Here is a 25,957-nt window from a genome sequence, read left to right on the forward strand (position 1 = left end):
AGTGTGCGCAATACCCTGTCGGCGCGGAGCGCGCCGGTTCAGAATTGACTTGCCGCCAACTGTGCGGTGGCAGGTACTACCACTACCGCGGTAGCTGCGGGCGGTCACTACCCCGGCCGCTGGGACGCGGTCAGAACGTAGGACACCTCATGCAACAGCCTTCGCTTTCGCCAACCGACACCGACACAGTTCTCCCGGATGGGGCGTTCCCCCTCTCGGCGGCCCAGCGCGGCATCTGGTTCGCCCAGCACATCGCGGGCGACACACCGATCTCGATCGCTCAGTACGTCGAACTGACCGGACACATCGATCTCGACCTGCTCGCGCGCGCGGCGCGTCAGGCCGGGCGCGAATTCGGTACCGGATACCTGCGCCTGATCGAGGTCGACGGGCATCCGTTCCAGGTCGTGGACAGCACCCTCGATGACAGCCTGACCACGATAGATTTCCGCGACGCGCCCGACCCGGAGGAGGCCGCGCACGCCTGGATGCGCGCGGAGTACCAAGCGCCGCTGGAGCTGGCCCGCGACCGGCTGGTGCGAGTCGCGATGCTGCGGATCGGCGCGGATCGCTGGTTCTGGTATTCGCGGATCCACCACATCGTGCTCGACGGGATGGGCGCGCTCACCATGGTGCAGCGCACCGGAGAGCTCTACAACGCCGCTGTCGAGGGCAGGCAGCCACCCCCGTCGACAGCGGAGGATCTGCGCACCATTGTCGATGCCGACCTGGCCTATCGCAGTTCGGATCGGTTCGGCACCGATCGTGCGTACTGGCTCGAGCACCTCGACGGCATAGCCGACCCGGTGAGTCTCGCCGGCCGCACCGCCGATGTGGACGCGCACCCGAACCGGGTCTCGGGCGGGTTGCCCGCCGACACCGCCGAGCTGCTCGACGCCGTGGCGAAGCAGGCGTCGTCCGGGGTAGCGCCGACCGTGGTCGCCGCGTTCGGCGCGTATTTGTCCGCGATGACCGGCGCACACGAAGTTGTGCTGAGCCTTCCGGTCTCCGCGCGCACCACCGCGACGCTGCGCCGTTCCGGCGGCATGATCGCCAACGTCGTCCCGCTGCGGCTGCGCTTGTCGCCGACCACGACGGTCGGTGACGTCATCCGGGCCGCCCAGGGCGAGCTGACCGGGGCACTGCGACGTCAGCGCTACCGCCAGGAGGACATTTTCCGCGATCTCGGCTGGTCGATGGACGAGACCGTGTCGTTCGGCCCCACGGTGAATCTGATGATGGTCGACTCCAGAATCCAGCTCGGCACGGTCACCGGACGGTTACACGTGCTGACCTCCGGGCTGATCGACGACTTGTTCGTCAACCTCTATCCCGGCGTCGGCGGCGAGAGCACGCATATCGACTTCCAGGCCAACGCCAACCTCTATGGCGACAGCGAACTGGCGGCCCAGCACCGACGGTTCCTGTCGTTCCTGCACCGGTTCCTGGCGGCGGGACCGGACGCGCCGCTGGCAACCGTTTCAGTGCTCTCGGACGGCGAACGCGCGAACTACGCCCCCGTCCGTGGGCCGCGGGATGTCGCGCCGCGAACGCTGCCCGACATCCTCGCCGCCGGCGTAGCGCTCGATCCGCAGGCGACCGCACTGGTGGCGGGAGCAACCGCACTGACCTACCGCCGGCTCGACGACTACACCAATCGCTTGGCGCGGGTGCTGATCGCGTCCGGTGCCGGCCCCGAACGCGCCGTGGCGATCTCGATTCCTCGGTCGACCGAGTCGGTGCTGGCGATGCTCGCGGTGGCCAAGACGGGCGCGGCATTCGTGCCGATCGACCCGACCTATCCCGCCGACCGAATCGAGCACATGCTCAGCGACAGCGGGGTCGTCGCGGGCGTCACGGTCGCGACAGCGCGAACGTCCCTGCCGGACCGGATGAACTGGCTGGTCCTCGACGACGAGACCACCGAGCGTGCGGTGATCGCGCAGGAGGCGGCGGCGATCACCGACTCCGAGCGCCACGCCGCGGTGCACCCCGACCAAGCCGCGTACATCATCTACACCTCGGGCTCCACGGGGCTGCCGAAGGGCGTACTCGTCGCCCACCGCGGACTGGCGAATCTGGTCGCCAACTCCGGCGCGGGATTCGGCATCGATGCTGAATCCGTTGTCGCGCACGCTGTTTCGCCAAGCTTCGATATCTCGGTCGAGGAGATCCTGGTCACGCTGGCAGCGGGAGCGACGCTGGTTGTCGTACCGCCGTCGGCGTACGCCGGCGCGGAGCTGGCGCGGGTGTTGCGCGAGCATCGCGTGACCCACCTCAACGTCACCCCGACCGTCGTCGGGTCGCTGGATCCGGCGACACTGCCCGATCTGCGCACTGTGATCGTCGGCGGCGACGCCTGCCCACCCGAACTGGTCGCCAAGTGGTCCGGCCGCACGGTATTGAACGGATACGGCCCCACCGAAACGACGGTCACCGTAACCCTGAGTGGGCCGATGACCCCGGGTGCACCGATCACCATCGGCGGCTTGGCACGCGGCGTGTCGGCGGTCGTGCTCGATCCATGGCTTCGTCCGCTTTCCGCCGGCACCACCGGCGAGCTCTACCTCGCGGGTTCCGGGGTGGCACGCGGCTACCATCGGCGCAACGGGCTGACCGCCGATCGATTCGTCGCCAACCCGTACGCGACGGGCGAGCGCATGTACCGCACCGGCGACCTGGGCCGCTGGATCGAGCGCGACGGCCGACTGGAACTGGAATACCAGGGCCGCAGCGACTTCCAGGTGAAGGTGCGCGGTTTCCGCATCGAACTCGGCGAGATCGACGCTGCCCTGCAGCGGCATCCGGGCGTCGACTTCGCGCTCACCCTCGGTGTCGAAACCGGTTCGGGCGCGACCGCGCTGGTGTCCTACGTGCTGCCCGAGCCGGGCAGGCAGATCGATCCCGAAGCAGTGAAAGCGGCCGCCGGAGGGTCGCTTCCGGCCTACATGGTGCCGTCGGTAGTCATGGTCCTCGACACTGTTCCGCTGACGCCGCTGGGCAAAGTGGACCGTAAGGCTTTGCCCGCGCCGGATTTCGGCGCTCGCACGATCGTGAGCAGGCCACCGTCCACCCCGCGCGAGGAGGTGCTGGCCACACTGTTCGCGGAGGTGCTCGGGCTGGAATCGGTCGGCGTCGACGAGAGTTTCTTCGCGCTCGGCGGTGACAGCATCGTCTCCATTCACCTGGTGTCGCGTGCGAAGGCCGCGGGGATCGGGTTCAGCGCGCGGGACGTGTTCGAACGCAAGACCGTCGCCGCGCTGGCCGCGGTCGCCACCGCGGTGCCGTCCACAGTGGTGCACGAGCTGCCCGGCGGCGGAGTGGGCGAGGTGGAACTCACGCCGATCGTGCACGCCATGCTGGAGCAGGGCGACTCCTGGCGCCGATATGCCCAGGCCGTGCTGATCGGGCTGCCCGCGGGAACCGAGCGCGCCGAGCTCGTCGCGGCGATTCAGGTACTGCTCGACCACCACGACCTGTTGCGCTCGACGTTGCGACGCACCGGCTCCGGTTGGACCTGGATGGTCGCCGAACCCGGTGAGGTGGACGCCGACCGCCTGCTCGAGGTCGTGACCGCGGACACCGACGCCGACCAGGTCCGCGAACGTGCGGTGCACCGGGCCGCAGACCTGCTCGACCCCGAATCGGGGGTGGTCGCACGGTTCGTGATGATCGAACGGGCAGACGCCGAGCCGCTGCTGTGGCTGGTGCTGCACCATCTGGTGACCGACGGCGTCTCCTGGCGCATTCTGCTGCCGGATCTCGCCACCGCGACGCTGGGCGGCACACTCGCGCCGGTCGGCACATCGTTCCGGCGTTGGGCACACGGCCTGCGCGAGCACGCCGCCGGTCGCACCGCGGAACTGCCGCTCTGGCAGCGCATCCTGGCCACGCCCGATCCCGCGGTCGGCGCGGCGGCGATGGACCCCGCGATCGACGTGGCGGCCACCGTGGCGCACCTGACGACCGTCGTCCCGCCCGAGATCGCGCACGCTGCGCTGACCGCCGTGCCGGACCGCTTCCACTGCGGCGCCGACGACGTGTTGCTCGCCGGGCTCGCGATGGCGGTGTCCCGGTGGCGCGGTCGGACTTCGGCGTTGTTCACCCTCGAAGGCCACGGCCGCGCGGAGGCCATCCTGCCCAGCGCCGACGTCGCGCGCACCGTCGGCTGGTTCACCAGCGCCTATCCGGTCGCCATCGACCTGGCCGACATCGATCTGGCCGACGCGTTCGGCGGCGGTGCAGCGGCGGGCGCCGCGATCAAGGCCACCAAGGAACAACTGCGGGCCCTGCCGGACAAGGGCATCGGGTTCGGCATGCTGCGCTACCTCGACCCGGACACCGGCGCGGTGCTGGCCGACTCGCCCACCCCGCAGATCAGCTTCAACTATCTCAGCCGCGCCACCACCGGCGGCGACACCGGCCCGTGGCTGCCGCAGCGCTTCGCGGCGACCCAGGACGACCGTGCGCCGCTCGCTGCCGTGGTGGACGTCAACGCCGTCCTCACCGATGCCGGCCTCGAAGTGACCTGGTCCTACGCCTCCCGTCTCCTCGATGAGGCGGACGTCGCCGAACTCGCCGCGCTGTGGGCACAGGCGCTCGACGGGTTCACCGAGCACGCGCAGCAGGCGGGCGCCGGAGGACATTCGCCCTCGGACTTCGATCTGGTCACCCTCAGCCAAGACCAGATCGACACCTGGGCGCGCGAGTTCCCGACTCTCGTCGACGTCTGGCCGCTCTCGCCGCTACAGTACGGCCTGCTGTTCCACGCGCTCTACGACTCCGACACCGCCGACCGCTATACGGTCCAATCGCTGCTCACCTTGGGGGGTACCGTCGAGCCGGCCCGACTGCGCCGCGCCGCGCAGGCCCTGGTGGCACGGCACGAGAATCTGCGCGTCGCCTTCGTGGAGACGGCGGACGGACCGCGTCAGCTCGTCCTCGCCGACGCCGAGATCCACTGGCACGACGTGGATCTCACCGGAATCGACGACGACGACGAACGCGAGCGAGAACTCCAGCGGGTGATCGCCGTCGACGCACGCACGCGGTTCGAACTCGATCGGCCCCCGCTGTTGCGCTGCACACTCATCCGGACCGCACCGGACACCTACCGGTTCCTGCTGACCAATCACCACCTGGTGTTGGACGGGTGGTCGGCGCCGCTGCTCGTGCGTGAGCTACTGGGCCTGTATGTCACCCGGGGCGACGCGTCCGCCCTGCCGCCCGCGCACTCCTACCGCGAGTTCCTGACCTGGCTGCAGTCCACGGACGACGCGGGATCACTGGCCGCCTGGACGAACTCGCTGGCCGGCGTGGACACACCGACCCGGGCCGTGCCCACTCTCGCCGGTATCGAATCGACCGAGAACGGCATGGTGTCCAGCGATCTGTCCCGCGCCATGGTGGCGCAGCTGGAAGGCGCCGCCCGCGACGCGGGGGCCACGGTGAACACGCTGGTGCAGGCCGCGTGGGCGATGCTGCTGGCGATGCTCACCGGCCGTACCGACGTGGTGTTCGGCGGTACGGTTTCCGGCCGGCCGCCGGAGTTGGCCGGGGTCGAGGAGATGGTCGGCCTGTTCATCAACACGCTGCCGGTGCGGGTTCGGCTCGACCCGGCCGAGCAGGTGGTCGACCTGCTCGCGCGGCTACAGGCCGAGCAGGCGCGGCTGATGGACCATCAGCATGTCGGCCTCGCCGCCATTCATCAAGCGGTCGGAGTCGCTGAATTGTTCGACACCCTCACCGTTTTCGAGTCGTACCCGATCGATCGCGCGGCGCTGTCGCGAGCACTGGACATCGCCGGCATGCGGGTGCTCGATGTCGACACGACCGACGCGGCACCGTACCCGCTGAACCTCATGGTGATTCCACTGCGCGGCGCCGAGGGTCAGGACACGCTACGGATCACGGTGAAGTACATGGCCGACCAGCTCACCCCTGAGCAGGCGCAGCCGCTGCTGGATCGCTTCGTCCGACTGCTCACCCAGCTCGCCGCGAATCCCCGGGCGCTGGTCTCCGAGCTGCAGTATTGCGACGACGCCGAACGCGCCGCGCTGCTTCCGGTCCGCGGGGCGGAGTCGGTGCCGCCGCGGACGCTGCCCGAGCTCCTCACCGAGGGCGCGCGCATCGACCCCGACGCGATCGCCGTCACCGCGGGCGAACTCACCATGTCCTACGGCGAACTCGACGCGTGGTCCAACCGTTTCGCGCGCGTGCTGCTGCGCCGTGGTGTCGGTCGCGAGGTGTTCGTCGTGCTCGCACTCACCCGGTCGCTGGAATCGGTGGTGGCGGTGTGGGCGCTGGCCAAGACCGGCGCCGCGTTCGCTCCGCTGGATCCGAACTATCCGGTGGAACGGATCGAGCACATGCTGACCGATTCGAAGGCGCCGATCGGCGTGACGGTGACCGCGACCGGCGAGACACTGCCAGGCACCATCGACTGGCTGCTGCTGGACGACCTCAACACTATTCGCCGGGTGATGACCGTGTCCGACGCGCCGATCACCGACGACGAGCGCGGCGGGCCCATCATTCTCGACCAGACCGCCTACCTGATCTACACCTCCGGCTCCACCGGCAAACCGAAGGCCGTGCTGCTCAGTCACCGCGGCATCGCGAATCTCGTGACAGCGCAGCGGGAGACGCTCGGGCTCGACCACACCGCCAGTGCGCTGCAGGTGGCCTCGCCCAGCTTCGACGCGTCGGTCTTCGAGTTGCTGACCGCGCACGGCGCGGGCGGCAGACTGGTCGTATCGCCACCGGATGTCTACGGCGGCGCCGAACTCGAGCGACTGCTGCGCACCGAGCGGATCACGCACGCGGTGATCACGCCGTCGGCGCTGGCCACCATGGAACCCACCGGACTCGACCATTTGCGGGTGCTGGCGGTCGCGGGTGAGGCCGCGACGCCGGAGCTGATCGAGCGGTGGGTGCCAGGCAGGCGCATGGTGAACCTGTACGGCCCTACCGAGTTCAGCATCTGGGCGACAGGTCCCGGCGAGCTCGTTGCGGGCGAGCCGGTCACGATCGGCGGTCCGGTCCGCGGCGCGGCCACCGTGGTGCTCGACACCTGGCTGCGCCCGGTGCCGGCGGGCGTGGCCGGTGAGCTGTACCTGGCGGGTCCCGCGCTGGCCCGCGGCTACTTCAACCGGTTCGAGATGACGGCCGGCCGCTTCGTCGCCGACCCGTTCGGCGAGCCGGGTGGGCGCATGTACCGCACCGGCGACATGGTGCGCTGGGTGCGCGGGCGCGACGGCGGCTACGAATTGGAATACCTGGGCCGCAGCGACTTCCAGGTCAAGATCCGCGGGCTGCGCATCGAACTCGGCGAGATCGACGCGGTGCTGTCGCGCGACGACGAGGTGGAGTACGCGGTGACCATCGGCCGCACCGGCCCGGCCGGGACCACCGTGCTGGTGTCCTATGTGTTGCCCGCCGAGGGCGTGCGACTGGATGTCGAGCGGCTGCGCGGGCAGGTGGCCGCCGAGCTGCCCGGTTACATGGTGCCCGGCTATCTGGTCGTGCTGGACTCGATTCCGCTGACCCCGGTCGGCAAACTGGACCGCAAAGCCCTTCCGGTGCCGGACTTCTCGGACACCCGCCGACCCTATCTCGCGCCGCGCACACCGGTCGAGGAAGCGGTTGCCGCGGTGTTCGGTGAGGTGCTCAGCAGCGAGCGGGTCAGCATCGACGAATCGTTCTTCGAACTCGGCGGCAACTCGCTCAGCGCGACCAAGGTGGTCGCGCGGGTGAACGCCGCGCTCGGATCCCGGATCGCGCTGCGCGACCTGTTCGACGCGCCGACCGTCGCCCAACTATCCGCCCGGGTGGTTCCCGCCACCGGCGACGCGCCCGGCCGGTTCACGCTGGCGCCGCGGATCCGGCCGGATCGCGTTCCGCTGTCCCCGGCACAGCAGCGGATGTGGGTGCTCAATCGGATGGATCCGGCCTCGCCCGCCTACAACATCGCGGTGGCGCTTCGGCTCACCGGTGAGCTGGACATCGAGGCGATGCGGGCCGCCCTCGCGGACGTGGTCGAGCGACACGAGAGCCTGCGCACGCTCTATCCCGCCGACGCGGACGGCCCGCGCCAGGTGGTGGTCGGCACCGAGGTGGCCGCGCCGGCCATGCCGGTGCTGGATACCGAAGGCGGCGCTGCCTTGCGCGCGCGTATCACCGCGCTGGCGAGTGACGGATTCGACCTCACCACCCAGCCGCCGCTGCGGGTCGGCCTGTTCCGGATCCACGACACGGCGCAGCAGGCGCCCTCCGGCGCCGGGCCGGTGACCTCGAGCCCCTTCACCGGCGCTGCTCCCGTCTCGTCCGGCCCCGACACCGGCCCGGCGCCGGTCCCCTCCGGCTATGCAGCGGGTCCCGAGCCGAGCGGCACCAACTCTGTGCCGATGCATGTCGTCGTCCTGGTGGTCCATCACATCAGTGCGGACGGCGCCTCGATGGCGCCGCTGGCCGCCGACTTGGTCGCGGCGTATTCGGAACGCACGACCGGCACGCACGCCACCCGCGTCCCCCTCGCGGTGCAGTACGCCGACTTCGCGCTCTGGCACCGGGAGGTGCTCGGCGACGAGGCGGACCCGGAATCTACTGCGGCGAACCAGATTCGATTCTGGCGCGACACCCTGACCGGCGCGCCCGATGTGCTCGAGCTCCCCGCCGATCGTCCGCGCCCCGCGGTGCAATCCATGCACAGTGCGGAGTTCGACTTCACCATCGATGCCGAATTGCACAGCGCGCTGGTCGAATTCGCGACCGGTCAGCACGTCAGCCCGTTCATGGTCGTGCATGCCGCGCTCGCGGTGCTGCTCGCCCGGCTGGGCGGGACAGACGACGTGGTGATCGGCACGCCGATCGCAGGGCGCGGCGAGGAGGCGCTCGACCAACTCGTCGGCATGTTCGTCAACACCATGGTGCTGCGCACCCGGGTCGACACCAGCGTGAGCTTCGCGGCGTTCCTGGACACGGTCCGGTCCACGGATCTGGATGCCTTCGCCAACGCGGACGTTCCGTTCGAGCGGCTGGTCCAGGTGCTCGATCCGACCCGCTCGACCGCGCACCACCCGCTGTTCCAAGTGTCGCTGTCGTTGCAGAACTTCGTCGAGCCGGTGTTGGAGCTGCCCGGATTGCGGTTCGAGATCGAGGATTTCGACCGGAACGCCTCGCAGTTCGACCTCACTCTCGACCTCCGCGAGCACGTCACCGGGAGTGCGCCGTCCGGGATCGACGCCGTGCTGACCTTCGCGACCGACCTGTTCGACGAGGCGACGATGGTCGCGTTCGCCGACCGGTGGCGGCGCATTCTCGCCGCCGTCATAGCCCGACCCGAGGTCCGCATCGCTGACATCGTTCTCTTGGACGAGGCCGAACGCGCGACGCTGGTCCCGGTGCGCGGTCCCGAAACCACCGGAACGACCACGCTTCCACGACTGCTCGCCGAGGCGGCCCAGCGGTGGCCGGATCACCCGGCACTGGCGATCGGTGGCCACACCACCAGTTACCGGGAAATCGATGCGCACTCCAACCGTCTGGCGCGAGTGCTGCTCGAGGCGAATATGTGCCCGGAGACTGTTGTGGCGCTTGGTCTTCCGCGGTCAGCCGAGCTACTAACCGGTATGTGGGCGGTCGCGAAGACAGGCGCGGCCTTCCTCACGGTCGATCCGAAGCACCCGGTGGACCGCATCGACCACATGCTCACCGATTCCGGTGCCACGGTCGGCCTCACCCTCGCCGCGTTCCGTCCCATGTTGCCCGACAGCACGCAATGGCTGGTGCTCGACGACCTCACCGTTGTCGAACGCTGGGGCGCCGCGAGCAGCCACCCGCTATCGGAGAGCGAACTGCCCGGTCCCGTCCGGCCGGACAATGCGGCGTGGATGATCTACACCTCGGGTTCGACCGGGACTCCGAAGGGAGTCTCGGTGTCCCACCGCGGCATCGCCGACCTCGTCGCGGCGCAGCGCGCCGCACTCGGCGTGGACGAATCGTCCCGGGTGCTGCAGGTGGCCTCGCCGAGCTTCGACGCGTCGGTATTCGAAGCGATCATGGCGTTCGGCTCCGGCGGCACGTCGGTGATCGCGCCGCCCGAGGTGTTCGGCGGCGACCCGCTCGCCGAACTGATCGACACCGAACAGGTCACGCACATGGTGATCACCCCCTCGGCGCTGGCTACCCTCGACCCCGCCGAGGTGACCAGCGTGCGGGTGCTCGCGGTGGCCGGTGAGGCAGTCGGCGCCGAACTGATCGAACGCTGGGCCGCGGACCGCACCATGGTCAACCTGTACGGTCCCACCGAATTCACGATCTGGGCAACGGGTTCCGCGCCGCTGACGGTCGGCGAGACGGTCACCATCGGCACGCCGATCCACGGTGCGGCCGTTCTGGTACTCGACGACCGACTACGCCCGGTCCCGGTGGGCGTGGCCGGCGAACTGTATCTGGCCGGTTCCGCACTGGCCCGCGGGTACCGAGCACGGCCGAGTCTCACCGCCGCTCGCTTCCACGCCAACCCCTACGGCGCGGCGGGCGAACGGATCTACCGCACCGGCGATCTGGTGCGGTGGATCCGCGCCGATGCCGGACTCGAACTGGAATATCTCGGCCGCACCGATTTCCAGGTCAAGGTACGCGGTCAGCGCATCGAGCTCGGCGAAATCGACGCGGTACTCGGCCGCGCCGACGGCGTGGACTTCGCGGTGACGCTCGGCGTGCCCGGTCCCACCGGGGCGACCGCGCTGGCCGCATACCTCGTCCGCACACCCGGGGTCGATCTGGACGTGGCGAAGGTGCGCGCCTTCGCCGCGGACACCCTGCCCGGTTACATGGTGCCCTCGGCATTCGTCGTGCTGGCGGAGATTCCGCTCAACGCGGTCGGCAAGCTCGATCGCAACGCGCTGCCCGCACCGGAATTCACCGCGGACCGCACCGAATACCGCGTCCCGGCCACGCCGACCGAGCAGGTGCTCGCCGAGATATTCGGGGAGCTACTCGGGGTGCAGAAGGTGGGCGCCGACGATTCGTTCTTCGCGCTCGGCGGTGACAGCATCCTGGCGATTCAGCTGGTGTCCCGGGCCAAGCAGCACGACATCACCTGCACGCCGCTGCAGGTGTTCGAGCACCGCACGGTGGCGGCCATCGCGGCGGCCGTCGACGCCGCCGGCACCGCGGTGACGCTCGACGAACTGCCCGGCGGCGGCGTCGGCGAGCTGCCGCTGCCGCCGATCGTGCATTACATGCTGGAGCGTGGCGGCAACTACGACCGCTTCGTTCAGACCGCGGTGCTGGAACTGCCGGTCGGGATCGAAAGGTCGCAGATCGTGTCGGTCCTCACCGCCGCGGTGGATCGACATGACATGTTGCGCGCCCGGCTGGTCACCGACGGGGACAGCGAGCCGCGCCTGTTGGTCGGCCCGCCCGGCTCGGTCGACGTGGACGCGCTGGTACACCGTGTCGAGTTCGACGCCACCGACCGGATCGACGTGCGCGAATTCGCGGCGACCGAATTGGATGCCGCGGCGAACCGGCTCGATCCGGCGAACGGCACCGTGCTGCAATTCCTCTGGCTCGACCCGGTGGGCGACGCGGGTGTCCGTACCAGCCCGGGCCGGATGATCGTGGTGGCGCACCATCTGGTGATCGACGGCGTGTCATGGCGCATCCTGGTGCCGGATCTGGTCGCGGCCTGGGCACAGGTGGCGGCCGGCGCCATCCCGGTGCTCGCGGAGACCGGGACCTCGATGCGCCGCTGGTCGCACGCCCTGGCCGAGGAAGCGCGCTCCGAAGGCAGGACGGCCGAGTTGGCGTACTGGCGCGACGTCCTCGCCGGACCCGATCCGCTGATCGGCCCGCGCGAGCTGGATCCCGCGATCGACCGGACCGGCGCGTTGCGCATGATCGAGCGAGAGGTCTCGGCGGAGGTCACCGCCGCGTTACTCACGACCTTGCCCGGCCTGTTCCATGGCGGCGTCAACGACGCGTTGCTGGCCACTTTGGCGCTCACGCTGGTGCGCTGGCGCGACAGCGCCGAACCGACCGCGCTGGTGCGGCTGGAAGGCCACGGCAGGCAGGAGGAAGTGGTTCCCGGCGCCGATCTGTCTCGCACGATCGGCTGGTTCACCAGCATCTACCCGGTGCGGCTGAATCTGACGGGCATCGATGTCGACGATGCGCTCGCCGGCGGCCCCGGCATGGGCGCGGCGATCCGCGCGGTCAAACATCAGCTGCTCACGGTTCCGGACAAGGGCATCGGGTTCGGTCTCCTGCGTTACCTGAATCCCGCGACCGCGCGACAGCTTCCCGAACGGCTGCCGGGCCGGATCGGCTTCAACTACCTCGGCAGGTACTCGACCGGCGATATCCCGGCCGGGCTGGAAGGTCTCGGCTGGCTGCCGACCGACGAACTCGGCGAGCTGCATGCCGCCGAGCATCCGGAGGTTCCCTTGCAGTCGGCCATCGATGTGAACGCCGTGGTGATCGGCGACCGACTACAGGCAAGCTTCGGCTTCCCGTCGACGCTGCTCATGCAGGAGGAGGTAGCCGAACTGGCCGACCTGTGGGTCGAAACACTGAGCGCCGCGGCTCGTTTCGCCCAGTCGCCGGCCGCACAGGAGGCCGCCGCCGAAGAAGCCGCCGCGACGGCTCCCGCCGCGCCCACGCCGGGTGGGCTCAGCCTGGACGTGGTGCTGCCGATCCGGCTCGGCGGTGCCGAACCCGCACTGTTCTGCCTGCACCCCTCATCCGGAATGTCGTGGACCTACTCGGGTTTGGCCGACGCCCTCGCACCCGGCCGACCGATCTATGGTTTACAGGCGCCCGACCTGAGCGGCCACGAGCCCTCGGCGCGCTCGATCGAGGAGTTCGCCGACCGCTACCTGCGCGAGATCCGCGCCCTGCAACCCGAAGGGCCCTACCACCTGCTCGGTTGGTCGTTCGGCGGGCTGATCGCCCACGCCATCGCGACGAAACTGAAGGCGCAGGGCGCGCAGGTCGGCGTGGTCGCGCTGCTGGACGCCGATACCGCCGACATCGACGGCGACAGTATCGAGCGACTCACCGCGGGCGGGTTCGTCAACGCGTTCGGCTCGGTCCTCGGCATCCACGAGGTGCCCGCCGAGGCGACCGCGCAGGAGGCGGCCGACCTGATCCGCGAACGCCTCGGCGGCCTGTCGCTCATCGACGCGGACACGCTCGAACGGATGGCCGCGTCGTACAACGCGTCGGCACGGACCAGAACCGGCTATCAACGCCCGGTGTTCGATGGCGACATGGTGTATTTCAGCGCGACCGTCGATACCTCCGACATCTTCGGTCCGGACGGCTGGCGACCGTATGTGACCGGCGAGATCACCAACCACGACATCGATGTCACCCACTACGAGCTGACCGCACCGCGGGCGCTGCCGATCATCGCGCGCGTGCTCGACGAACATCTGGGAGGAAGAGGATGAGTTCCGAGCAAGGAGTCGTCGTCGAGGGAATCGAGAAATCCTTCGGCGCGGTCCACGCCTTGCGTGGCATCGATTTCGCGGCCGAACCGGGCGAGGTGCTCGGCATCCTCGGACCGAACGGCGCGGGCAAGACCACCATGGTGAACATCCTGTCCACGTTGATCGTGCCGGATCGCGGTCGCGCGCTGGTCGCCGGGCACGACGTGGTCGCCGACCCGACGGCGGTGCGCCGCAGCATCATGCTCACCGGCCAGTACGCCGCGTTGGATGACATGCTCAGTGGCTACGAGAACCTCGTGCTGTTCGGCAGACTGATGGGCCTGCGCAAGCGCGATGCCCGCAGCCGCGCCGACGAGTTGCTCACCGAGTTCGATCTCGAACGCGCCGGGGGGCGTCGAGTCGGCACCTATTCCGGCGGTATGCGCAGACGTATCGACATCGCGTGCGGTCTCGTCGTGCGGCCCGACGTCGTGTTCCTGGACGAACCCACCACCGGGCTCGATCCACGCAGCAGACAGGGCGTCTGGGACCTGGTGTCCGGCTTCAAGAAGGAAGGCATCACCACCCTGCTCACCACCCAGTACTTGGAGGAGGCCGACGCGCTCAGCGATCGGATCATCGTCATCGACCACGGCGTGGTGATCGCCCAGGGCACGGCCGACGAGCTGAAGTCGCGGACCGGAGGCAGCTACTGCGAGGTGGTGCCACTGGATCTGAAGGACCTGCCCGCCGTCGCCGCGGCACTGGGTTCGTTGCTGCCGCTGGACAGCCGGACGGCGGTGACCGCCGAAACCGATCGGATCGCCATTCCGGCTCCGGACGGCGCCAAGACACTCGCCGAAGCGCTGCGCAGACTCGACGGCGCCGGGGTCGAACTGGTCGACATCGCGCTGCGCCGGCCGTCGCTCGACGACGTATTCCTGGAGTTGACCGGACATCTGGCGACAGTGGAGGACATCGCGGAGCCGGAGGTCGTCTCGTGACGGCCGCGACCTGGCTCACCGAGATTCGTGCCGCGCCGATGCGCACGCAGCAGTGGTGGGTGCTCAGCACGCGGCTGATCGCTCCATCGGTCCGAACCGGCGAGGTGCTCGCCTCGGTGCTGGCGCCCGCGACGTTCACCGCGAGTTTCTACATTCCGCTGCGGACCGTGATGACGTTCGCGGGCACGGGGTTCAGCAGTTACGCGCAGTTCATGATGCCGATCGTGATCTTGCAGGCTGCCGCGTTCACCGCCGTATCCTCGGCCTTCCGCGCCGCCACCGATTCGGTCGCCGGACTCAACCGGCGGTTCGGCTCCATGCCGGTCGGCCCACTGGTCCCGGTCGCGGCGCGGATGTCCAGCAACGTCTTTCGTCTGGTCATCGCATTGATCACCGCGTTGATCTGCGGGCACGTCATCGGCTTCCGTTTCTATCTCGACACCGCGCACACCCTCGGTTTCCTGCTGTTGTCGCTGCTCATCGGGATCGCACTGACGTTGGGTGCGGACGTGATCGGGACGGTATCGCGCAGCCCGGAGTCGACCACGCAGGCGCTGGTGTTGCCGCCTTTGATCTTCGGCATGCTGTCGACCGGACTGGCGCCCGCGAACCAATTTCCGGCGTGGGTGCAACCGTTCGTCCGCAATCAGCCGATCTCGCAGTACGCCATCGGGTTGCGGGCGCTCGCCGGTGACAGCGGGCCGAACGCCGGACAGGTGACCTGGTCGCTGATGGGACCACCGGTGGCCTGGGTGATCGGCACCGTGCTGCTGTGCATTCCCTTTGTTGTCCGGTTGAGCGCGAGGAGGGTGTGATGGCACTGCTCGCCGATCGCACGAACGAAACCCACACCAACTCGGAGGTGTCGGTCTCGGCACTGGCACTGCACACGCTGATCCAGACGCAGCGTCTGCTGCTGCGCTGGGTCCGTAGCCCGGTCACCTTGCTGGAGACGCTGATCATCCCTTGCCTGCTCCTGATCATGTTGGACACCGTGGTCGGTAACCAGATCAAGAAGTTCACCGGCGAGAGTGCGCTCTACGGCTCGGTGCCGATGGTCGCGCTGATCGGCGCGCTGTCCGGCGCGGTCGTCGGTGGCGTCCTACTCGGCCGGGAGCGCGACACCGGTCTACTCGCCCGCTTCTGGGTCCTGCCGGTACACCGCGCCTCCGGCCTGGCCTCCCGGATCCTCGCCGAGGGCTGTCGGATCTTCGTGGGCACCCTCGCCGTTCTGCTGGTCGGCTACCTGCTCGGCTTCCGCTTCCATCAGGGCGTGGCGGCGACCATTGCCTTCTTGCTCGTCCCGATCGTGTTCGGTTTGGCCTTCGCCACCATCGTCACCGCGGTCGCCGTGTTCACGGCCAAAGCGACGCTGGTGGAGGGAATCACGATTCTCACTTCCCTGATGATGTTCTTCAGCACCGGTTTCGTTCCTTTGGCCGCGTACCCCACCTGGATCCAACCGGTGGTGCGCAATCAACCGATGTCGGTCGCTGTCGACGCCATGCGCGCGCTCGCCCAGGGCGGCCCCGTGGCCCATCTTCTGGGCCTCACCGTCGCCTGGTCGGTCGGCGCGGTCATCCTCTTCGCCATTCCGGCGACCATCGGGTATCGCCGAGCCAGCCGAAGCTGACCGGCGCCTGCCCAGGCCGACGCCGCGGCCGAACTCGACAGACCGCGGCCGTGGTTCGCTCGGTACCGGGCTACTCGGCCGCGAGCTGCCTGGCCAGTGCCCAGATCACCAGCACGTCGACGGCGATCAGCACCAGCGCCCAGAACGGGTAGATCGACGCGAAGAGGAAATTGTCCACGATGCTGAGCGCTGCCAGCACGATGCCCGCGAGGTAGCCCCACGTCTTGCCGGTGACGATGCCGACACCGGCGGTCACCATGAGCACGGCGAGTACCAGGTGGATCCATCCCCAGGCGGTGACGTCGACCAGGAACACCTGATCCTCGGTCACCACGAAGATGTCGCGCCCCGCGATCGCCGCGATAGCTGTCAACACGTGCAGGACACCGGCGACGAGGATGAGCACGCCCGCGAAGATCGTCATGTCGCTGAGCAGCGGACGAGTGCCGATCGGGCCGTGACTGGTCATTGCACACACTCCTTCCGAAACGCGTGGTATACCTGTCGGCCCAAGGTATCGGTTCATCGAGCCGAATCGGCGCAGGCAGCCGGCCAGTCACCGGAGTGCCCCGGCGTTCGGCGCATGCGGCACAGCGACAGCCCGGCGCGCGATCGCCTTGTGCAGCCGCGATCACAAAGGCGTGACTTCCAGCACTACGGGCTCCCCCACGTGGCGGCGTCTCGACGAACCCGCACCGCGAGCAACGACTCCGCCGCAGCCGCAGCCGGGACCATTGCCACCTCGCGCTGCGGGTCAGGGCATCGCCGATCGATAGCACCCAAGAATCAGCAAATCTTTGGCGACCATCGCGAGCACTCGGGACCGATGTGGTCGACGCCGGCTGTGTGCCGCACAATAGGGGGCCGCGAGCGGCGCGCCCTGGCGACCTTCGCCTGGCGGACAGATGCTGCAGCGACACAAGGTGTTGTGCTACATCGACTTGTCACCCCCAAGGAGTAGTGTTCCAAGGGGAGGAATTCCGTGACGGAGTGTGCTCGGGAAGGGCGTGGAGGCAGGATGAAACTGATCGATCGGGTGTCGGCAATCAACTGGAATCGGGTGCCCGACGAAAAGGATGCCGAGGTCTGGGACCGGCTGACCGGCAACTTCTGGCTGCCGGAAAAGGTTCCGGTTTCCAACGACATTCCCTCGTGGAACACCCTGACCGCCGACGAGAAGCAGTTGACGATGCGGGTGTTCACCGGCCTCACCCTGCTGGACACCATCCAGGGCACGGTCGGCGCGGTGAGCCTGATCCCGGACGCTCTGACCCCCCATGAGGAGGCGGTGCTCACGAACATCGCCTTCATGGAGTCGGTGCACGCCAAGAGTTATAGCTCGATCTTCTCGACACTGTGCTCCACCCGCGAGATCGATGAGGCGTTCCGCTGGTCGGAGGAGAACCGCAACCTGCAGCGCAAAGCCGAGATCGTGCTCGGGTATTACAACGGCGACGACCCGCTCAAGCGCAAGGTCGCCTCGACGCTGCTGGAGAGCTTCCTGTTCTACTCCGGCTTCTACCTGCCGATGCACTGGTCATCGCGAGCCAAACTCACCAATACCGCCGACATGATCCGGCTCATCATCCGCGACGAGGCCGTGCACGGCTACTACATCGGCTACAAGTACCAGAAAGGCCTGGAGCTGGTCGGCCAGGCCGAGCGCGACGAGCTGAAGAACTACACCTTCGAGCTGCTGTTCGAGCTCTACGACAATGAAGTCGACTACACCCAGGATCTCTACGACGAGGTGGGCCTCACCGAGGACGTCAAGAAGTTCCTGCGCTACAACGCCAACAAGGCGCTGATGAATCTGGGCTACGAGGGCTTGTTCCCGAAGGACGAGACCGAGGTGAACCCAGCCATCCTCTCGGCGCTGTCCCCCAACGCCGACGAGAACCACGACTTCTTCTCCGGCTCCGGCTCCAGCTATGTGATCGGCAAGGCCGTCAACACCGAAGACGAGGACTGGGAATTCTGAGCTACACCGATATGCGCGACGGCGGCGGACTTATCCGCCGCCGTTTGGCGTTGTGCGGGCTGTAGTACCCGCGCGAGTACCCGCGCGCAACGCTTGCCTTGACACCGGCGACAACGTTTAGCGTTGCGGTGTCGAGTCGATCGGAGGAGATCGGATGCTGATCGGTGAGCTGGCGGCGCTGGCCGGAACAAGCACCCGCGCATTGCGGTACTACGAGCAGCGCGGGCTGGTCCGGGCCCGTCGATGCGCCAATGGATATCGGGTTTACGACGAGGCAGAACTACAGGTCGTTCGCAAGATTCGGGCACTGCTCGACACCGGGTTCGACCTCGCCGACATCCGACCTTTCGTCACCTGCCTGCGGGATGGAAACGATTCCGGCGATGTGTGTCCGGACTCGGTCGCCGTGCTGCGACGCAAGGTGGGCGAGGTCGAGGACGCTCTCGCGCGGTTGAATGCTACCCGGGATCAACTTCACCTCCAGCTCACCGACGCGATGAATACGCGACGTCCGCCGGCCTGTGAATTCAGGTAATCACCCGTCCACCAATCGGTCTCGCAGACAACACCCACCGGGCCACTGCTGCCCTTCTCGCGCGAGGAGCGCCCATGAAGTTTGCGATCAGTTACAGCACGCCCTTTTACGGTGTCGATCCCGACCGGATCATCGCCTTTGCCAAGCATGCCGAGAGTTGTGGTTTCGAGGGCATATATGTGCCGGAACACATCGCGGTGTACCCCGGTGCGAGAGTGGGAGATCACGAAATCCCCGCCGAGTTGCCGTATCCGGACCCGCTCGACTGCTTGACCTTCGTCGCCGCGGCCACCGAGCGGATCCTGCTGGGCACCGGCGTACTGCTGCTGCCGTATCGGCACCCGGTCATTCTCGCCAAACGCCTCGCAACCATAGACGTGCTGTCGCGTGGACGGATGCGCCTATTGACCGTCGGCCTCGGCACCCTGCCAGGTGAAGCCGACGCGATGGGAGTGGACTACACAACCCGAGGACGTCGTGCCGACGAAGCCATCGACGCGATGCGCCTGCTGTGGTCCGGCGGCGCGGACGGTGTGAGTTACCAGGGCGAGTTCTTCGCTTTCGACAATCTGGTCAGCTTCCCGAAACCCTATGGCGTGAACGATCTGCCGATTCACGTCGGCGGATCCAGTCGCGCGGCGGCGCGTCGGGCGGGGCTACGCGGCGACGGATATTTCCCCGGCGGCGGCATCCGGCTCGACGAGTGCGCGAAGCAGATGGATATCGCGAGAACAGCAGCTGTAGAGGCGGGTCGTGACCCTTCGACGCTGGAGTGCACACGCTGGGGGTCGATCGACATGTCCATCGACCGTGTCGAGGGCCTTGCGGGACACGGCGTGACCCGAATCGTCGTCGGCGCCGCTCCCGACCAGGCACTCGACCAGATGTCCCGCTTCGCTGAGCGATTCGACCTTCACGCTGGTGTCGGCAACTCGTCTCCTGTCCGGGGCTAGTCGGCAAGCGGGATCGGGCAGGATCAGGCTGCGCCTGCCCACCATTTCTCTCCGGCTCGAATCACGCGGCACTCGAAGAGGCCATGCGCCAAGACTTGTCGCTGTTTCGGTAGGCGTCGGCAACCGACGTCCCCCCGTGCCGGCGATACCTTCCGGTCATCGGGGAGAACGTTCCGTCGCACTGTCGCGGTACTCGGTGGATCAGACGCCGCGAACGCGCGCACGCCGCGCGTCGTCAGATCCCGAGCACCAGTTTGGCCGTGGTGAAGTAGATGATCAGACCGGTGGCGTCGACCAGGGTGGTGACCATCGGCGCGGACACGACCGCGGGGTCGATCCGCAGCTTCTTCGCGAGCAGCGGCATCGTGCCGCCGATGGTCGCGGCCCAGCCGCAGATCAGGATCAGCGTGATGCCGACGACCAGGGCGACGCGTGGGCCGACGAACAGGGCGCCGATCACCAGACCCGCTGCGGCGAGCAACGATCCGAGCACCAGCCCGACGCGGCATTCCCGCCAGATCACCTTGAACAGATCCGACACCCGAACCTCGCCGACGGCCAGCGCGCGCACGCAGGCGGTGGCGGCCTGCGCACCGGCATTGCCGCCCGCCCCGATCAGCAGCGGGATGAACAGCGCGAGATGCGCGGCCTGCTGCAGGGTGCCCTCGAAGAAGTCGGTAACGCTCACCGTGAGCGTCGCCGCGAACAGCAACAGCAGCAACCACAGCGCGCGATAGCGGGCCAGCTGAAACACCCCGGCGGCCATGTAGTGGCCCTCCCACGGCGCGGAGCCGGCCTGGCGGGCGACGTCCTCGCTGTCGGCGGCCTCGATCACCTCGACCGCGTCGTCGATGGTGAGCAGCCCGACCAGCCGGTCCTCGCTGTCCACCACCGGCAGATTGATGTCGTTGGTCTCGCGCATCAATCGGGCGGCCTTCTCCGCGGAGTCGGTGGCGCGCGCGAACGCCGGCTCGGTGACGACCAGTGCGGACACCATCGTGTCCGGCTTGCTCAGCACCAGCTCGCGCAGTTCGACGATGCCGGTCAGGCGCCGGCCCGAGTCGACGACGGGCAGCGTGTACACCGTCTCGGCGCTACCGCCCTCGGCCCGCACCATGCTCAGTGCCGCACCGACAGTCAGGTTGCGCGGCAACGCCACCACCTCGGGTGTCATGTACTGCCCCGCCGAGCCCTCCGGGTAGCCGAGCAGGCTCGCCGTGATCCGCCGCTCCCGCGGACTCAGCCCGGCCAACGCCTTCTTCGCGACCTTCGCGGGCGCTTCGCGCAGCATACGGGCCCGGTCGTCGGGCGCCATACCCTCGACCAGATCGCGGAAACTCTGATCGCGCAGACCCTGCAGGATCTGTTGCTGGGCAACGGGGTCGAGTTCCTCGAAGACGGCCAGCGCCAGATCTTTGTCCAGCAGCCGAAACGCCATCCCGGCCTGCACGGCGTCCATGCGGGCGAGTTGGTCGGCGATGACGTGTGGCGGATGGTTGTCGAGCCAGTCGAGCGCCACGGCGACACGGCGGCTTTCGACGACATCCTGCAAGGATTCGGACAGCGTCGGACGTACTTCGATGAGGTCGGACTGCGACATGGGAGTTCCTCAGCACAGGCGTGAGTGAATGGAGAACACGAATTCACACCGCGGGCGCCGACCCCTGCTGTCGCGACCTATCTAGGAATGCGAAGGGGCGGCACCGCGCGGCCTTCGACTAGGAGGTTCGCTGCGCATAGCAACCCCACCTCCTTCTCGTCGCTGCCGCGAATGTGGACCACCGCGCCATTCAAGAAACACCATAAGGACGAGACCTCGTCCCCATGAAGGATACACGGCTTCGGCGACACCGCTCACCACGGCGACGCGTTCTTACGCAGGCTTAGCGGGCTCGATCGTCGCGGCCATGCACAGGCCTGGCGTTCGCCCGATCGAATCGAACGATCCGGGACTGGATAGACCCGAAATCCGCTGAGCCTTACCAGGTTCTGCACAGAGCTGCTCTGCTTCGGCACGCTGCCCCGAAGTGGACATCATGCCTGTGCCGGCCCGCCACCGCATCAACCCCACGCTTCGGTTCCTGACCCGGCAACTCGGAGCGCCCTCGAGTGTGATGTCCATGACATCGGTTCGATGATGTCGATCTCGAGCGCGAACTGTTCCGGTCCGGGGGTAGCCGGCGGCGTGGCTGTCGTTCGATTACCCGGGTAATCCCGCGTGCCCGGCGGGATTACCCGGGTAATCGCGGGTGTTGCCCCTACCATGGCTACTCCCGACCTCGGATCCGTCGGCGCATACCTGGTCGCCCAAGCCTTCGGGCGGCACTTCCCCGGCGTTCGTGCCGCCGAACTGGAGCGGCTCGGTTACGGCACGCTCTGGCTGGCTGGCAGCCCGCCCGCCGACCTGGCGGTTGCGGAGGCCGCGCTCGACGTCACCGAGTCGGTCACGGTCGGCACAGCCATCGTGAACGTCTGGTCCGCCCCGGTGGACGAAGTCGCCGCCTCCTACCACCGAATCGAGGAGCGCCACCCCGGGCGATTCGTTCTCGGGGTCGGGATCGGACACCCGGAGGCGACCAAGGAGTACCGCAAGCCATACGACGCGCTCGCCGCCTATGTCGAGCGACTGCTGGAGCTGGGCGTGCCGCAGGATCGGCTGATCCTCGCAGCGCTACGCAAGCGGATGCTGCGGCTTTCGCACGACCGCGCGGCGGGCGCGCTGCCCTACTTCACCACGCCCCGACACACCGCCTACGCCCGAGAGACGCTCGGCGCCGACCGGCTACTGGCTGTGGTTGCCAGCGTGGTCCTCGACGAGGACCTCGACGCCGCCCGGGCGACGGCGCGTGAGTGGTCCCGCACATACCTGAATCTGGAAAACTATGTCGCCAACCTGCGCGAAACGGGTTTCCCGGACCTGAAGACCGGCGACGAGCCCGACGACGCGCTGCTCGACGTGCTCAGCGCCCTGGGTAGCGCGGAGCGGATCGCCGAGCGGGTGCGGACGAGCCTGGCCGACGGCGCCGACCATGTTCCGGTGTTCCCGCTTCCCGCCACGGCCGACCCGCTGCCCGCGTTCACCGCGATCGCGCACGCGCTGGGCCTTCCCACAGCCAAGTGATCCAGGCGGGTCGCCGGAGCGGACGGTAGTCGCAGAAGACCGCGGGTACCGCCCCAGCCCGGCCGCATGTTCCGGCCGCCTCCTTCAGCCAGCCGGCGGTTCCCTGCGCGGTGGAGGTGCTCGGGTCGATTCACAGAAGAGCCCCGCTGCGCTTCCCCGCGGCGAGGACTCAACACTTCACGCCGGCCAGCACTGATGGCGACCTTCTCCCGCGGCCACCAGCGCCGCCGAACCGAACCGCATGTTCCTCGTGTCCTGGGGTAGACAGAAAGTGCCCAGAAATGGGTGAGGAGGTGGTGAAAGTGATGATGTCACCAATGCTGATGGAGCTCGTGGACATGGCGCGAAACATGTGGAACATGATGTTCCCGAACATGCCCATGTAGTGAGATCAATCGACTGGGCAGCCGACGCCGCGCCGATTGCGCGGACACTCTGCCCAGTCGACTGCGCGGGACATACCGATCCGGCAGAACCGTTGGGGAGCGGCGATCGACCACGTCAGGAGCGCGTGAGGACGACGAGTTGCCGGGTCGCTCGGGTCATGGCGACATAGCGGTCGACCGCTGCTTGGATGCCCTCGCCGAACGCCTCCGAGTCGACCACGACCAGGTCGAACTCGAGACCCTTCGCCAGCTCAGGGGTCAGCGAGCGGACGCGGGGAGTCGCGCGGAACGTCGGTACGCCGATCACGCAGGCGATCCCGTCGGCGTGCTCGGCGAGCCAGGTGTCGACGATCGAGTCCAGATCCGGCGCAGATCCGTATACGACGGGGACGCCACTGCTGCGAATGGAGGTCGGCACATTGGCGTCCGGAAGCACGGCACGGATGACCGGCTCGGCTTCGGCCATGACCTCTTCCGGTGTCCGGTAGTTGATGCTCAGGGAGGCCAGGTCTATCCGGTTGAGCCCGATCCGTTCGAGTCGTTCCCGCCATGACTCGGTGAACCCGCGCCGGGCCTGGGCACGGTCCCCGACGATGGTGAAACTGCGGGATGGACAGCGCAGCAGCAACATCTGCCACTCTGCGTCGGTCAGTTCCTGCGCTTCGTCCACGACGATGTGCGCGAAGGGGCCGGCGAGCCGGTCCGGTTGGGATTTTGCCAGTGCAGCCTCGTCGACCAGCATCTCCCGTAGGTCCTGCTGCCGCAACTGCGTCATCAAGCCCTCACCGTCGCCATAGTCGTCGGAAGCGATCAGTTCGTCGATGACGCTGGACATACGCTCGCGTTCGGCGTTCACCGCTACGTTGTACCGACGTGCACGTCGTGCCGCTTCCGGGTCTCCGAGCCGCTGGCGGGCGGCGTCCAGCAGGGGTAGGTCGGACACGGTCCACTGGCGGGCGTCCGTGCGTTGCAACTTCCGGATCTCCTCGGGACTGAGCCAGGGAGCGCACTTCCGTAAGTAGGCGGGCACCGACCACAGGTCCCCGACGAGGTCCGCCGCTTCGATCAACGTCCACGCGTTGTCCAGGGTCGTGCGCAATTCGTCGTTCTGCCGCAGCGACTTCCGGAGCTGGGCGGCCGGAGTATCGCCGTCGTACTTGTCCGCCAGGATCGTCAACAGCAACTCCCAGATCTGCTCGCGTGCTTCGTTATGCGGAGTACCGGGTTCCGGCGCTTCGAACGCCTCGGCCCAGTCGTCAGCGCTCAACCAGAGATCCGACCACTCGGTAGCGACCGCCATTCCTTTGCTGGGAGGTTGCTCATAAAACCTGACGGCCGTTTCGATCGCCTGCACCATCTCCGCGGACGACTTCAGACGAGCCACCTCCGGGTCGGTCTCGAGTATTGCCTGCGCCCCTTCTACGACGAGATCGCGCAGGGTGCACAGTTGCACGCTCTCTTCACCGAGGCTGGGCAAGACATCGGCGACATAGGCCAGGTAAGGCTCATGCGGACCGACGAACAGCACGCTGTGCCGGAGTGCCGGGTCGGAGTAGAGCAGGTAAGCGCTGCGATGTAGCGCCACGACGGTCTTGCCCGTACCCGGGCCGCCGTCGACTACGAGGGCGCCGCGCGACCCCGCACGGACGATGGCATTCTGGTCGGCCTGGATGGTGCCGAGTACGTCGCGCATCCGGGCCGAACGGTTGCTGCCCAGGCTGGCGATGAAGGCGGACTGGTCGTCGAGTGCGGCGTTGCCTTCGAACCCTTCCGGGGTGAACACCTCGTCCCAATAATCACCGACCCGACCACGGTTCCAACGATACCTGCGGCGACGTGCCAGACCCATCGGGTCGGCGTGGGTCGCTCCGAAGAACGGTTCCGCCGCCGGGGACCGCCAGTCGATCAGCAACTGACGTCCCGCGCTGTCCAGGAGGCCGAGTCGTCCGATATACACCGGCTCCGGGTCGTCAGCGCTGACGATGTGTCCGAGGCACAGGTCGACACCGAAGCGGCGCAGCGCGCGCAGGCGGGCGGTCAGCCGATGGACCTCGAAGTCGCGCTCCATGACCTCTTGGCCTAGGCGTCCAGGCGCCTTGCGGGTGGCGTCGAGGCGCTTGTTCAGCTCGGCGATGGACTGCTCGAGACTCTCCGCGATGGCCGCGAAGTGCCGTTCGTCGGCGGCGATGAGCGCCGGGGAAGCCTTGCGGGAAAGGTGATCGGGAAGGTCGAATGCGCTGGTAGACAGGAAGTTCACGGCGTCAGCTCCAAGGTGAGGTTCGTTTCGCGGGGCCACCACATCGGTGCGGACACGGCGGCCACACGCCACCAGGTCGACCTCCCCAGGCGATCAATGCCTCGACACACAACACACGCATTTCGTTACCCCCATTTCCACAGGTACTGGCTTCGGCGGGCAATTCTGCGGCATCACCCGGGCCTTGCCGCAAGCCCCGGGGTGCGATATATGTTGAAAAGGGAAGGACTGAGGTCCGCCTGTCTTGTCCCCCTGTGGACCAGCAACTTCGTTGCCGCGGTCCCACACCGGAGGACTATCCCGGACTGTTCCGCCTCGGTGTCGTGGCGTCGGCGGTCGAGATCGGCGTCGACAGCAGTCTGCGCGTGTGTCGCGGGACAGCGGCCAGAACGCCAGTGAAATCTTCAGTTCACCGACAAGGGAATTCGGTGGCTTTCTGTCCAGATGAAAGCAGTTCGACATCGGGTCGACGACGAAGCTCTCGCCCGAAGTAGCCGAAGACACGGCTCAGAATTACCGTCGTCATGCGCGTGAGCTGGTGTTTTGCTCGCGGCAACACCGTGTCAGGGGGCATGTCAGCACGATGACGGTCCGGTGTCAGGACGACAGGCGATTGTTTCTTCCGTGATCAGGTCCCGCTCGGCGAGC

The 25,957-nt window shown here is 67.7% G+C and carries 11 protein-coding genes; 8 read left to right on the forward strand and 3 right to left on the reverse strand.

What is annotated here, in order from left to right:
* The first annotated feature begins 149 nt into the window (after positions 1-149).
* The 4 genes from AB0B25_RS09485 to AB0B25_RS09500 are packed head-to-tail and all read left to right on the forward strand — an operon-like array spanning position 150 to position 16,076.
* Entirely contained in the window at positions 150-13,460 is a 13,311-nt protein-coding gene (locus AB0B25_RS09485) for an amino acid adenylation domain-containing protein (protein ID WP_357176765.1), read from the forward strand.
* Entirely contained in the window at positions 13,457-14,443 is a 987-nt protein-coding gene (locus AB0B25_RS09490) for an ATP-binding cassette domain-containing protein (RefSeq protein ID WP_357176767.1), read from the forward strand. The genes AB0B25_RS09485 and AB0B25_RS09490 overlap by 4 nt, the downstream gene beginning before the upstream one ends.
* Positions 14,440-15,258, forward strand: a complete 819-nt coding sequence (locus tag AB0B25_RS09495; protein ID WP_357176769.1) for an ABC transporter permease — start codon at positions 14,440-14,442, stop codon at positions 15,256-15,258. The genes AB0B25_RS09490 and AB0B25_RS09495 overlap by 4 nt, the downstream gene beginning before the upstream one ends.
* Positions 15,258-16,076 carry an ABC transporter permease gene (locus AB0B25_RS09500; RefSeq protein WP_357176770.1) on the forward strand — a complete coding sequence of 273 codons (819 nt, stop codon included), beginning with the start codon at positions 15,258-15,260 and terminating at the stop codon, positions 16,074-16,076. Before AB0B25_RS09495 ends, AB0B25_RS09500 begins: the two co-directional genes overlap by 1 nt.
* A 70-nt stretch (positions 16,077-16,146) precedes the next feature.
* Here the strand turns inward: AB0B25_RS09500 and AB0B25_RS09505 are convergent, their stop codons facing one another.
* Positions 16,147-16,545, reverse strand: a complete 399-nt coding sequence (locus AB0B25_RS09505) for a hypothetical protein (protein ID WP_357176771.1) — start codon at positions 16,543-16,545, stop codon at positions 16,147-16,149.
* Between the two features lie 549 nt (positions 16,546-17,094).
* Here AB0B25_RS09505 and nrdF point away from each other — a divergent pair.
* The 3 genes from nrdF to AB0B25_RS09520 all read left to right on the forward strand — a co-directional run bounded on the left by nrdF (position 17,095) and on the right by AB0B25_RS09520 (position 19,545).
* Complete coding sequence (gene nrdF, locus AB0B25_RS09510) at positions 17,095-18,057, forward strand: class 1b ribonucleoside-diphosphate reductase subunit beta (protein WP_357176772.1); 963 nt, start codon at positions 17,095-17,097, stop codon at positions 18,055-18,057.
* A gap of 154 nt (positions 18,058-18,211) precedes the next feature.
* Positions 18,212-18,592 carry a MerR family transcriptional regulator gene (locus tag AB0B25_RS09515; protein ID WP_357176773.1) on the forward strand — a complete coding sequence of 127 codons (381 nt, stop codon included), beginning with the start codon at positions 18,212-18,214 and terminating at the stop codon, positions 18,590-18,592.
* A 74-nt stretch (positions 18,593-18,666) separates the two neighbouring features.
* A complete protein-coding gene (locus AB0B25_RS09520; RefSeq protein ID WP_357176774.1) occupies positions 18,667-19,545 on the forward strand; it encodes a TIGR03619 family F420-dependent LLM class oxidoreductase in 879 nt (292 codons plus the stop codon).
* Positions 19,546-19,780: 235 nt separating this feature from the next.
* On the opposite strand, the gene mgtE is transcribed toward AB0B25_RS09520, so the two are convergent.
* Positions 19,781-21,145, reverse strand: coding sequence for a magnesium transporter (mgtE, locus tag AB0B25_RS09525; RefSeq protein ID WP_357176775.1), 1,365 nt, complete (start codon positions 21,143-21,145; stop codon positions 19,781-19,783).
* Positions 21,146-21,808: 663 nt separating this feature from the next.
* Between mgtE and AB0B25_RS09530 the strand changes: the two genes are divergently transcribed.
* Positions 21,809-22,666 (forward strand): TIGR03620 family F420-dependent LLM class oxidoreductase, encoded by an 858-nt coding sequence (locus tag AB0B25_RS09530; protein ID WP_357176776.1) that lies wholly within the window; start codon positions 21,809-21,811, stop codon positions 22,664-22,666.
* A gap of 501 nt (positions 22,667-23,167) precedes the next feature.
* Here AB0B25_RS09530 and helR read toward each other — a convergent pair.
* Complete coding sequence (helR, locus tag AB0B25_RS09535) at positions 23,168-25,309, reverse strand: RNA polymerase recycling motor ATPase HelR (protein WP_357176777.1); 2,142 nt, start codon at positions 25,307-25,309, stop codon at positions 23,168-23,170.
* Positions 25,310-25,957: the final 648 nt, after the last annotated feature.

The sequence above is a fragment of the Nocardia sp. NPDC049190 genome (assembly GCF_040648115.1).
In the GTDB taxonomy this organism is placed as follows: Bacteria; Actinomycetota; Actinomycetes; order Mycobacteriales; family Mycobacteriaceae; genus Nocardia.